This is a genomic window from Acinetobacter sp. WCHAc060033, assembly GCF_004209125.1.
Classification (GTDB): domain Bacteria; phylum Pseudomonadota; class Gammaproteobacteria; order Pseudomonadales; family Moraxellaceae; genus Acinetobacter; species Acinetobacter wuhouensis.
The window spans coordinates 1-13,271 of sequence record NZ_SGSW01000021.1 but is presented as its reverse complement, the minus strand read 5'-3'; the positions used below and the strand labels follow the sequence as shown (position 1 = coordinate 13,271).

Here is a 13,271-nt window from a genome sequence, read left to right as displayed (position 1 = left end):
TGATTTAAAAAGTGTTGTGCGAATTTTCTATAAATTACGTGATTTTTGATTAAATTATCCTGCAAAATCAAGACGTTCTTTCGGGAAAACCACTCTAAATATTGAACCTTGATTTTCTTTGGAGTCAATTTCTAAGTAAGCACCGTGTTGCATAAGTACGTGTTTTACAATCGCCAATCCTAAGCCTGTTCCACCCGTTTGACGGCTACGCGCACTATCCACACGGTAAAAACGCTCGGTTAAACGAGGGATATGTTTCGGATCAATGCCGATGCCCGTATCTTCAACAGTGAAATAACCATGCTCAGCATCATCATGCCATCCGATGGTTACTGTACCGCCTTTCGGGGTGTATTTAATGGCATTGGTAATTAAGTTACTAAATGCACTCGCCAGTTCAGCATCGGAACCAATCAAGTCACAATGACTGTCAATGTCGAGGTTTAAAGTATGTCCATAATCGACATTGTAGGCTTGTGCATCATCAAATAATTGATTCATTAAATTTGGCATATCAATGATTTGATTCTTCGCAATTTGCTTATTGCCTTCCAAACGTGACAATAGCAATAAATCATTCACCAAAGCATTCATACGACGGGTTTGCGATTGCATCTGCTCAAAGGCACGTTTCCAACGCGGATTTAAATCTTCTTGATCGGTAAATGTTTCGATATAACCGCTGAGTACAGTCAGCGGTGTACGCAATTCATGTGAAATATTATCGACGAAATCTTTACGCATTTGTTCTAAGTTATGTACACGTGTAACGTCATAAGCGACGAGTAAACGACTCTCACTACCAAATCTGGTCAATTTAATTTGAACATAGTGCTCTTCATAAACTGATGATTTGATTTTGATTCCATCAGGTGATTGGTCAATATTATTAAAATATTCAATAAAACTGGGTTGACGAATAATCGTGAGAATATTGCGTCCACGATCCAAAGGCTGGATTCCGAGTAGTCTTTCTGCCGCAGGATTCCACCATTCAATTTGGTGTAATTCATCCGTAAGAATAACGGCTTCAGCTAAGGCAACCAGTGAAGATTGTGCGCGATCAATGAGCCCAACCATTTCGGCTTGAACAACACGTTCTTGGCGTTGAGCACGATAAACATTGAAAAGCAGTGCGCCCCAAATCCCCTCTAAGTTGGGTGGTGAATCGTAAGGTCGATTAGAAATCCACTCGTTCACAAGGTATAAAGAGCGCAACTGAAACATAAAAAAAACAGCAAAGGCGATGGAAATGCAAATCCAAAAGTACCCGATCCCTAAACCAATAAATCCACCGATAACGATTAAGAAAGCCAGTAGACGTAAATCTTGTTTAGCAAACTCCCACAGACTGCTATAGCGGAATTTTTTATGTTCACGTGCAAGGTCTGGGACGGGGTAGGGTTCATACATAGAAAATTTTTTACCTAGAGAATCATTGCTTTGAAAATATTTAGCCTAAAGCAACATCTGCACGTGTAGAGAAGCGATAGCCTGTTCCGCGGACAGTTTGTACATAGCGGTCAGCACCATAAGGTTCAAGCACTTTACGCAAACGACGGATGTGTACATCAATGGTACGGTCTTCGATATAGACATTGCCACCCCAAACTTGATCCAGTAATTGAGCACGCGTATAAGCACGTTCTGGATGGGTCATGAAGAATGCCAATAAGCGATATTCCGTTGGTCCCATATCTAAAATGCTGTTGCCAAAACTAACACGTTGACTAACAGGATCTAGGACTAAGCCATTGGCATCAATGGTTTTTTCGCCACTGAGTGCATTGGCACGACGTAATACTGCTTTAATACGAGAAACCAATTCACGTGTTGAGAATGGTTTGGTCATATAGTCATCTGCACCCGCATCTAGACCTTGAACTTTATGGTCTTCTTCACCACGGGCAGTCAACATGATGACAGGAATTTCAGACAAATTTTCATCACGCTTTAAGCGACGACATAAGTCTACACCACTGACACCACCAGGCATCATCCAGTCGAGTAGAATCAAAGCTGGTCGTTGGTCAACGATCATTTGGTGGGCTTGTTTCGCATCTTCAGCTTGTAAACATTGGAAACCAGCCATATCCAATGAAGTGTGAATCATTTCTCGAATCGGAAGTTCGTCATCGACGATTAATATATAGTCATCTTTCACAACGCAATATCCTATGTATGAACGGTGTACCGTTTTTTATTTATGACAGGCTTATTACAAAGATTAATTATGACAGTATCATTGCAAAAAGGAGATGTTGGTGCTTTTTTGCAAAAAAATGTGACAAAAAAATGCCATTCTGATGAATGAACTATGACATTTGAACAATAAGTCACTTTTATTTTTCAGTAAAAGTGTCTTTAATGATTTGAAAATAATTAAAATTTGACAGTTTTATGACAAATCTAATTTAACTCAAATGATTAAAAGTAAAAACTATTTTGTGGAAAATGAATCTATTAATGAGACAAATACGGTTTCACAGGCTGAAACAATTTCATCGAGGGATTGTTTAAAGCCACCCATTACCCAACGAATGGCGATTTGAGTAACATAACCATTCAGTCCAGTCGCAACAAGGGAGATTTCTTGTTCACTGCGCTCAATATGAGGCAACATCAGCGTGACAAAGGAATGGATTAAACGATCGAAACGTCCCATGGTTTCATGGATGGTGGCATGATTGTGTAATTCTTGAACCAACATGGCATCCACATAAATAATACGAGCAACGCGTGGATCATCTTTTAACATGGTAAAAATTGCAGTGAGACCACTTCGAATCATATTTTTTGGATCAGGTGCAGCTTGCATAACACCTGTCATGACAGTCTGTTGTAATTGTTCAATGAGCTGTAAAAAAATGGTTTGAAAAAGATCTTCGCTTTTCTTGAATGACTCATAGAAATAACGTTCAGTCAGTTTTGCTTCATTACAAATGTCTTTGACCGTCACAGAAAAAAAACCATGATTTCCATAGGCTTCAATCCCCGCTTCGATTAATTTTTCTCGACGTGCAAGTTTACGCTCAGACAGAGACATGCCTTTAAATTGACGTTCTTTTGTTGTTTTTATGGTTTTCTTTTCAGTTAAAGTTTGCTCAGTCATCTTAAAAAAATACTCGTGTCATGATCGATTGTCACAAAGAAGCGGCTATTTTAGCAATAAAAGCCATTGAAACCTATTCTGTTATTTTTGTATAAAAAAACATCGGATAATTGATAATATAATATTGACAATATGAATTGTCAAAATTATATTGTGCATGAGAGCTGCACATATTTGTATTTTTGTGTGCGGAATTTAAAAAAGGATAGACAATGAAAAATTTTAAAAACAAAGTCGCTGCAATTACTGGTGCTGGCTCTGGTATGGGACAACAACTTGCTGTTTTACTTGCAAAAGCAGGTTGCCATTTATCGATTAGTGATGTGAATGAAAAGGGCTTGGCTGAAACTGTTGAGTTGGTAAAGCCTTATAATGTTCGTGTAACAACGAAAAAAGTAAACGTTGCAAAACAAGAAGAAATGAAAGCTTGGGCAGAAGAAACTGTTCAAAATCATGGTTCTGTTAATATGATCTTCAACAATGCTGGTGTTGCACTCGGCGCTACCGTTGAAGGTGAAAGCTATGAAGAACTTGAGTGGATCGTTGGGATCAACTTCTGGGGCGTGGTTTACGGTACTAAAGAATTCTTACCTTATATTAAGAAAACAGGTGATGGTCATATCATTAATACCTCAAGTATTTTTGGCTTAACCGCGCAACCAACGCAGTCTGGTTATAATGCAACGAAGTTTGCGGTACGTGGTTTTACGGAATCATTACGTCAAGAGCTTGATATTGAGAAGTGCGGTGTGAGTGCGCTTTGTGTCCATCCAGGTGGTATTCGTACTAACATCGCCAATGATGCTCGTATGAATGACAGTTTAAAATCATTGGGCATGAATCCTGATAAATCTGCAAAAGCATTTAATAAGTTATTGCGTAAGCCAGCAGTTGAAGCGGCTCAAGAAATCTTGGATGCCGTGATTGCAGATAAGCGTCGTTTATTGATTGGTGGTGATGCGGTTATTGTTGATTTGGCGCAGCGTTTATTACCAACAGGTTATCAAAAACTGGCGACTGGTTTAACTAAATTAACCAAGCGTTTTGAACCGAAATAATTAGATTTTGAAAAAATCGCCATATATTGGCGATTTTTTTGCCTAAAATTCACTTTATTTTTTAAATAAGAGCAAAACGTAAGTTTTTTGATCTGTGGTTAAAATTTGGGATTCATAAAATAGTTTGTTAGGATGTGCTCGAAAAATTAAGTATTTATTTTTATTAGAAAGATAATTTAAATCGAGTAAGACATGAAAAAAACATATTTAGCTCTCAGTTTAGGCATTATTTTATCTATTGGTCAGCCTTGTTATGCGGAATCAGAAGATACATCGGCATCCGCTTATGCTGATGCAAGTATGGGCGAGCATGTACATTCAGAACCAGACGCTGAGGAATCTAGTCAATCATTCAGAGCTGATGTAGAACGCTTATATCCTCAATATTTTAAAATAGATGCGGATGATTCACTGTATTCACAATTTGTAGAAGACTATAAAAATAGACAATTTTGGACTAAATATTTTACTCGATCAGCACAATATCTAAATTTATACAAAACGACATTGTCGAACACGCAAGCACGTAAAATTGATCCAAGTTTATCTAAACTGGATGCGATGTTGTATTCAGATTTAACTCAAATTAATCTTGAATTTGCACAGATTCAAAAGGCACTTAGCCCTTATGTTGAATTCAATCAGGTGATTTTAAATAACATTCAGATTGATCAGCCATATCCATTGTTTAATGATGAGCAGGGAAGTAATTATCGTTATGCATTAAACGATATGAAAGAAGTGCAAGAGAAACAACAGGAAAAATTGTTGCAGTTAACCAAACACATTGATCAGTACCAAGAAAAATTGGATGAATTTGGTTCAATTGTGTCGAAGCGGGTAAGAAAGCAACATCAAGAAAATATTAATTATTTAAATCAACAGGCATTGGCGGTTGGGCATTATTTAACTGCCAACATAAAAGCCTATGATGCTTTCATCGCAACTTATCATGAACTAGATAATTATGATGCTGAACATGCTCCAAGCTATGCAAAACAATACCAACGAGCAGCTCAGACTGAAGCAAATATAAAGAAAGTAAAAGCATTATTGGCGGTAATTCCTTCTGAACAAGAAGCGCAGCAAAAATCTTCGGCATTAGAGCAAGAGATGGATCAATTAAAAGGAGCAACTTCTTATTGTTCTTATCTTTGGAGAGGTGATGACTTTAGTGAAATTGCTTATTATGTCGAAAAACTAAAACAACAATTTTTAAATGAATGTGCTGAACGTAAAACAGAGGTAAGAAAATTTTATGATCAGCATGTTTTTGTCGCGCCAGTTCCCTCACAAATTGCACCGATTCAAAATATGAATTCGATGGCAGATTTTAAGCGTTATGGTGATGATCTGTACTATACCGAAACGGAGAAAAATGCGGTCTACCGTTTCAATTTGAAGTCTTTAAAAGAAGAATTGATTTATGAGCATCGACTGCCACGAGAGGAAGATGGTTGTGATCACAATATGTGTCGTGGCGTAGGTGCGACAGATCTGGTATTGAGTCATGATGGAAAAACCGCTTATGTAACTTCTTTAGATTATGACCAAGTTTTTGCAATCGATTTGGCAACTCAACAAGTCGTACAAAAGTTTGCAGTTGGACGTTATCCACGAAAAATTTTATTGGATGCGAAAGGGTCAAATTTATATGTATACAACGGTGTGGGTAATAGTATTTCACGCATTCAATTAAAATCAGGCAACATCAAAACAGTGGCATTGCCGGATAATTATCAAGAGCATTTTTGCCGTGAAATCGGCATGAGTTTTGAGTCTGATCAGAAAGCGATTCGTATTTTGGGCGATTGGTCAGATCATCCTTATATTTATATGAATACGGATGATTTTAGCTTTTACGAACTCAATTATGACATTCCTGAAAAAGTGCTATATCAAGTCGATCCCTATCGTTCTGTGGTCGAGTTTTATCATGACTCCACAATACAGATCGGAATTTATGACATCCGTGTGGCTCAGGCGGTCAATTTAATTCTGGTTGAAGAAGATGCATTTAAAGAAAAAGATCCTGATTCAGATACATCTGTTTATCATCGTTATCAGGATCTTGCGTCTAAGACTCAACCAGTATTGATGGGATATTTGGGAGATGATTATTTATATTATGTTGAACAGGCAAACTTTAGCCGATTTGATGACCTAAACACTGCTTTTAAAGCGGAAAATTTGGATCTTTATCTGCTCAATCTTGTCGATCAAAGACAACAAGATAGCGAGAAAGTAACACTCAAATTACCAAGTAAACCTGCAAAAGTTGAATTACTTGAAAATGGAAAAATTCTGATTCTCTTGGAGAGAGGGTATATCGATGACGCATCTGTTCCTGCTCAAGTGATGATAATTGATCCAAAAGAATCAAATACGCAACAAATCTTGGAAAGCAATAAAAGCAAGCTTTTAAGTCATTCTAAACTTGATGTCATTGATCTTTATTCAAAAGAATAATGCTATTTATTGATCTAAATGTATGTGAATCCACATTTAGATCAAAGCCTTAATTGTCTTTTTCTTCCATACAAATTGATAATACAAACCTTGCATGAGACACAAACTAAAGAAAGTCAGTGCAAGCGCATACCAAATGCCTTTTAAACCGAACCATTGGCTAAATAAGTAAGCACATGGGACTTCGATTAAGATGATTGCCAAGATATTGAAAATCATCGGAACAGTGACTGTACCACTCGCGCGCATGATTGAGGCAAAAATAGCACTTGCACCAAAGAATAAAATTGACCACAACACAATAAATAAAAGCTGTTGTCCCAGTTCAATCACAGAAGGGTCGGTAATAAACAGGGCCATCAAATATTTTGAACAGATATAAGCCAAAATTACCAATGAACCTGTGATCACAATATTGCTGACTAATGCTGTTTTGGTAACTTTAGATAACAGTTCGGATTTCCCAGCACCAATGGCTTGTGCTGCAAAAATAGAACCCGCGATAGCAATAGATAGCGCAGGGAATTGAATATAATTCAATACCTGGTTGACTGCGCCATAAGCTGCGGTTGCATGTGCGCCGTGTTTATTGACCAAACCAATCACAACCAATCCTGCGACAGAATTGGTGATCATCTGAATACCTGTCGGGATTCCTAGTTTTAAAATGGTTTTGCTTAACTCAGGGTGAAAACGTAGGTGTTGAATCATTGCAAAATCAGGTTTAAGCACATGATCTTTTTTATTTAAATAAATATAAAGAAAAATCAATGTTCCAAGAAATCCTAAACCACTGGCGATCGCAGGGGCGATGATACCGAGTTTTGGAAAACCGAAATAGCCACCGATCAGCAATGGCGTAATAATCACACCGATTAAAATGGTTAAACCCGAAGCGAGTAAAGGTGTCGTACTGTCACCCACGCCACGGAGAATCGAGGTATAGGTAATATAAATAAACAGAAATGGGCTACTCATTAGCATCCATTGCACATAGGGCAAGGCAAGATGCATGATGCTTTGATCAATGCCTAACAGCATAAGAATTTGTTTGGCAAAAACCACACCCAAAATTGCAATGATCGTTCCACCAATGATGGTCATAAAGAGCAGAGTACCGACAATGGTACGGACTTTTTCAGTGTTTTTGGCGCCCCACGCCTGACCCACTAAAACAGTTGCACCTGTGGATAAACCGATCACAAAAGCAAGTAGTAAAAATAAAATAGGAAAAAAGACAGCGATGGCGGCAATTGCATCAACACCGAGCATTTGCCCGACAAAAATGGTATTAATCGTGCCCGACAGATTTTGCAAAATATTGGTTAAAATCAGTGGACCTAGAAAGATTAAAAAAACCTTCCAAAACTTGGGCTGGTGAAGCATGTCGGGGCGAGCTGGCATCTTTTATTCTACTGTCAATTTCGTCTGTCTTTATCTCCTTGATCATATAACAACATGCGTAAAAAAGCCTAAGTATTTGAGTAATTCAGGCTCCATAAATTATTCATAAATATCTTATTTTGATAATTTATTCTGGTTTTTATTCCGTTTCTAAAGTTAAACCTGATTTAAAATTTTACAGGCTTGAACTAAGGTCTCCTCTTTTTTCGCAAAACAAAAGCGAATCAAACGTAAATTTTCAGGTGCTTGTTTATAGAAAACTGATACAGGAATTGCCACGATTTTATGTTCTTCAGCAAGGAATTTGCACATTTCAAGATCGTTTAAATCGGGGCGAATATTGCTGTAATCGACATTTTGGAAAAATGTACCTTTTGATGGAATGAAGCTGAATTTTGAGTCCGCAATGCCTGAATTAAATAGGTCACGTTTTTGTTGATAAAAGCTCGAAAGCCCTGAAATATGCTCAGGGTGTTGTTGCATATAATTGGCAAGTGCCATTTGTACAGGTGTCACCCCGCAAAAGTTGGCGAATTGGTAGATTTGGCGGAAGACTTTCATCAACTCAGGCGCAGCCACGCAATAACCTGTTTTCCAGCCTGTCACATGAAAGGTTTTACCAAAAGAGCCGACCACAAAGCTACGTTCTCGTAGTTCTGGAAATGACAGTGCTGAATAATGTTTTTCGCCATCATAAATGAGGTGTTCATAGACTTCATCAGACAGCACCACGATATTTTTATCTTGAATCAATTCAATTAAATTGAACCAATCTTGTTCTGACCAAATTGCCCCTGTTGGATTGTGTGGTGTATTCACAATCACCATGCGGGTTTTGTCGGTAATGGCAGATTTAACTTGATTCCAATCCACAGAAAAGTCAGGTGCATTTAGGGCAATATGAATTGGTTTTGCCCCAACCAACTGTATGCTAGGTGCATAGCTGTCATAGCTTGGATCGAAAATAATGACTTCATCACCTGCATGGACGATAGCCTGAATTGCACTAAACAGCCCAATGGTTGCGCCCGGTGTGATAGTAATTTCTGTGACAGGATCGAGTTGTAATTGATCTCGATTTAGAAAGAGTTGTGAAACTTGTTCTCTAAGTGGAAGCAATCCATCTCCAGCTGCGTATTGGTTATAGCCATCTAGCGTGGCTTGGCTGAGTGCTTGGAGTAGATCTGGTGGTGCAGGAAAGTCAGGAAAACCTTGCGATAAATTCAGTGCGTTGAGGCGTTGTGCCATTGCGGTCATGATGCTGAAAATAGTCACGCCTTGTGCAGGGAGTTTTGAGTGGATTTCGATCATGACCTGTCTGATATTGTTTATGTGTTGGAGGAAGTGTAGCAGTTCAATGAAATGGGGTGAATTAATTTTAGTTCGATGCTTTTAGAGAGTTATAAAAATTTTGTTACATTTAATTTTTGAGACACTTTTCCTATTTTTAAGTCTAATTTTTCTTATATATTATGAGTTGTATAGTGTAGATAATGACTTCGCATAAGAGATTTTATGTTAAGTAGATTTGAAATCGTGTCAATGTGGTATGTGATTAGCACGCCAATCTTAGGAGAAATTTAATCTTTTTTCGCAATAAAGATGAATCAAATGCTTAATTTATGCTTAGATATCTAATGATATCTCTTGAATTTAAAGTGTTATATATAAAATTTTGAATTATATATAGTTATAATAATTACAATTCATTTTACACTGATTTTTATCATGGAAAAAAATAGCTCACGTGAAATCATAGCCTATAAATTATATGCACATGCAGATTTAATAAAAGGATACATCCGTCCTGTAGCAGAATGGAATGGAGAAAAATTTATTCCGTTAACAAACGAAAATTTTTGTCCTTCAGGGAAAGTGTTTGTTACAAGTGCTTATGATGAGTTGGATTCAAAATACGATGATCGTGAGTTATTTAAAGTTACAGTATTTGAATCACAGTACAGAAACCCTGATATCCCAGATGATCGTACTTGTATTTACGTTACACAAGGTTTTAAAACTACAGACATCAAACCTCGTGAATTTGTTGAAGTTCTACTGAGTGACCTTCCTGATCCTAACTTCCCTGTGATTGACTATAAATTTGAGCCTAGTACGACATATATTTATTTAGTAGACAATGAATCAATTAGTTATGGTCCATTTAAATGGGAAGTTTTAAGGGATCAAGAAAAAATTCTTTTAAAGAAAATTGATAGTCCATTACCTGGTCGGGTTCTATATACAGGTAATATTTTAAAAGGTGATTTTAGTCAGCTTGATGATAATTTATTAGTATGCCAAGACTTACCAGAAGGTAGTAGAATGTACTTTACAGACCTTACTACATTACATAACAATCCAAAATTATCATCCATTGATTACTCTTCTGATGAGGATATTGTTGGACTATTTAGTAAAATTGCTAAAGAGTTAAATTATAATAGTAAGAAAGCTGACTTCTTATTTCTAGAAGCTCAAATCAAAAAAATTCCTAAATTTAATCAAAAATCCATTACAGATAAGCTTCCAAGATTCAAAGAAATTGCTAATAACAATTTTGATTTCAAAGAAAATTTAGTTGATGGATTCGAGAAGTTCTTAAAGACTAATTTAGGGGATCAAATCGTTGAAAATTTTATTTCACGTAATAAAGATGAATATTTGAAGAGCATTAAAGAAAACTATAGTAATGAAATTGAAAAATCTCTTAGAGAGAAGAATCAAGAGCTAGAAGATTTATTAGGTAAAATCAATAATAATAAACAGGAGCTAGTCGCATTAGGTAAAGAAATCGAAGACCGTAATAAGGTTAAGTTTGATAGTGAGTTACTTGATAATGCTAAGAAAAATTCTGACCTAAATAAAGATTTTTCTAAAAAACTAGAGGACTTTAATAATTTAAAACAAGAATATGATACTTTAAATGAGAAATATTTAACTTTAAAAACATATGACGAATTATTAGAAAACTTGAGTAAAGCAAAAACCAATTATCGTGACGAGGTTGCGCGACAAATTAGCTTAGAAAAAGAGACAGATCGTTTAAATAAACTTTATAAGGAATCTGAAGACGATTTAAGATCTAAGTTATTTGAACTTAAGCCTTATGTAGAAGCAATTAATGGGAATAATATCTCTACATCAAAAAACATCGATTTAGATGTTCATATACCTACATATAGTATTGATATCAATAGAAATAATACTGTTTCTACTCTTATTAATTATTTTGAGCATTCTTTTAATATCAAGAATAGATCAATTTCACCTATTGAAATTATTAACTTGGTAGTAACCATTCAACAATCGTTCTTAAGCTTTATTGCTGGATTACCTGGTGGTGGTAAAACTTCATTAGTCCGTCTTTTGGCAGATGTAAAAGGGCTTGAGAGAAAAAGATTCTTAGAAGTTCCAGTTGCACGAGGATGGACTGGACAAAAAGATTTAATAGGTTATTTCAACCCAATATCTAATAAATTTCAACCATCTAGCACTGGAATTTATAATTTCCTTGACGCTTTAAATAAAGAGTTAGAAAAAGGTACCAAAACCCCATGTTCATTGATTTTACTTGATGAGGCTAACTTAAGCCCAATTGAACACTATTGGTCATCGTTTATGGGAATTAGTGATTTAAAAGGGAATAAACCTATTAAATTAGGTGAGGATGATCTCAAAATTCCAGAACATCTGAGATTTGTAGCAACTATTAACTATGATAATACAACTGAGTTCTTGTCACATCGTGTATTAGATAGAGCTCCTGTTATCTTATTAGAAAATAGTAATATTTCCGCTTCTATGATTGATAAGATTCAAAACTCCAATGATTTATTGGATATGCCAGTTACATATGATGTTATGGAATATTACTTTGGCACAGTAGCCTATATTCCAGAGCTAACAGATAAAGAACAGCGTATATTTGATCAAATTAAATTGATTTTAGAAGATAAAAAATTTGAATTTGGTAAAACTATTCAAATTAGTAACCGTAAGTCTATAGCAATTCGTCAATATTGTAATAAGGCAAGACCTTTAATGAGAGCTTATTCTGATGATAACGATGTATTGGCTCTAGATTATGCAGTACTACAATTAATTCTTCCACAGATTCGAGGAAATGGGAAGAATTTCTGCAACAGGCTAAATGCACTTAATCAATTGCTTTTCTCTCATGATCTTCAAAAATCTTCAGATTGCCTAGAGACAATTATCAGTAATGGAGATTCAGATCTCAATACATATGATTTCTTCTGCTGGTAATTACTAATGGAGTTAAGTATTAATATTAATGATGAAGAAATATATCCTATTTCTTCATCTTGTATAAATGTAATGGATTTTCATGACGTTCAATTTTTTTTAAAAGTTGGACAGGATGAAGACATAGAAGTCTATGTTGAAGATTATTTATTGCCTTTAAAAAAAAGAATAGATTCTTTATCCGATTACTTTTCTATTAAAGATAAAATTTTTAGAGAAAGCTTTGGATATAGTACTGTTCGTATCTACATCGCTAATGAGTTAAAACATGAAATAATATTTAATGTTTTAACCGAAAAAGTTAAATTCGAACAAATTAAGGAGATGGTTATGTATCTCCTTAAAAATAATAACCGAGTCCTTGATATATGTTTATCCAGAACTAAGTTAGAATTAGATAATTTCAAAGATTCATCACCAAATATAGAATCGGTGATGACGCTATCAGAAGATATATTAAAAATTTTTCTGTCTAAAAAAGGAAATTATGCAACAATTTTAAAAAAACGTTTAGAAATTGCTAAAGATTTCGTCAATGAATCAAATCAGTTCAATCTAGATCCTTATGAGATATTCAATAATATATCAGACATTTTCCCATCTAATGAACCTACTTCTATAAATATTAGAGGGAGAAGATATTCTTTGGACAATATTAAGAGGGAAACTCTCAAAGAATCTTATAACTTAGAGGAAAATCATATACTTATTGGAGGTATATATTCAATAAAACATACGCTATTGCATATAAAATCTACTCTATCAATTAACTATGAGAAAGAGGCTAAATTAACTTTCGAGCAGGAATATAGTAATCTACAAAGTTTTCATAAAAACTTCACTATAGATGACTTATACCTACAAGTCACAACTGATGGTATTTCTAAAAGGATAGACAGCATTCTTAGTTCAGTAGATGCTATACTTTTTGAATTACAAAAAAAACTGGAGATAAGCTT

At 35.4% G+C, this 13,271-nt stretch carries 9 protein-coding genes; 4 read left to right on the top strand and 5 right to left on the bottom strand.

Translation table 11 applies throughout. The features are described from left to right. Positions 1-54 precede the first annotated feature (54 nt). From phoR to EXE10_RS10935, 3 genes are all read right to left on the bottom strand, one after another. Positions 55-1,413 (bottom strand): phosphate regulon sensor histidine kinase PhoR, encoded by a 1,359-nt coding sequence (gene phoR / locus EXE10_RS10945; RefSeq protein WP_087552631.1) that lies wholly within the window; start codon positions 1,411-1,413, stop codon positions 55-57. Positions 1,414-1,453: 40 nt separating this feature from the next. After that, the gene (gene phoB / locus EXE10_RS10940) at positions 1,454-2,164 is read right to left on the bottom strand and encodes a phosphate regulon transcriptional regulator PhoB (protein WP_068973399.1); all 711 of its coding nucleotides are present in this window, start codon (positions 2,162-2,164) and stop codon (positions 1,454-1,456) included. A 276-nt stretch (positions 2,165-2,440) separates the two neighbouring features. Continuing rightward, positions 2,441-3,112 carry a TetR/AcrR family transcriptional regulator gene (locus EXE10_RS10935; protein WP_068973400.1) on the bottom strand — a complete coding sequence of 224 codons (672 nt, stop codon included), beginning with the start codon at positions 3,110-3,112 and terminating at the stop codon, positions 2,441-2,443. A 212-nt stretch (positions 3,113-3,324) separates the two neighbouring features. Between EXE10_RS10935 and EXE10_RS10930 the strand changes: the two genes are divergently transcribed. Both EXE10_RS10930 and EXE10_RS10925 read left to right on the top strand, forming a co-directional pair. After that, on the top strand, positions 3,325-4,170 hold the full coding sequence (locus tag EXE10_RS10930) for an SDR family NAD(P)-dependent oxidoreductase (protein ID WP_068973401.1): 846 nt from the start codon (positions 3,325-3,327) through the stop codon (positions 4,168-4,170). 192 nt (positions 4,171-4,362) lie between these two features. Then, positions 4,363-6,639: a YncE family protein gene (locus EXE10_RS10925; RefSeq protein ID WP_130113385.1), complete on the top strand. Its 2,277-nt coding sequence runs from the start codon at positions 4,363-4,365 to the stop codon at positions 6,637-6,639. 36 nt (positions 6,640-6,675) lie between these two features. On the opposite strand, the gene EXE10_RS10920 is transcribed toward EXE10_RS10925, so the two are convergent. Both EXE10_RS10920 and EXE10_RS10915 read right to left on the bottom strand, forming a co-directional pair. Then, positions 6,676-8,043, bottom strand: coding sequence for an MATE family efflux transporter (locus EXE10_RS10920; RefSeq protein WP_130113384.1), 1,368 nt, complete (start codon positions 8,041-8,043; stop codon positions 6,676-6,678). A 156-nt stretch (positions 8,044-8,199) separates the two neighbouring features. Further along, positions 8,200-9,354: a methionine aminotransferase gene (locus tag EXE10_RS10915; RefSeq protein ID WP_130113383.1), complete on the bottom strand. Its 1,155-nt coding sequence runs from the start codon at positions 9,352-9,354 to the stop codon at positions 8,200-8,202. A 417-nt stretch (positions 9,355-9,771) separates the two neighbouring features. Between EXE10_RS10915 and EXE10_RS10910 the strand changes: the two genes are divergently transcribed. Next, the gene (locus EXE10_RS10910) at positions 9,772-12,312 is read left to right on the top strand and encodes a hypothetical protein (protein WP_130113382.1); all 2,541 of its coding nucleotides are present in this window, start codon (positions 9,772-9,774) and stop codon (positions 12,310-12,312) included. 6 nt (positions 12,313-12,318) lie between these two features. Next, a partial coding sequence (locus tag EXE10_RS10905) for a hypothetical protein (protein WP_130113381.1) occupies positions 12,319-13,271 on the top strand: 953 nt, incomplete at its 3' end.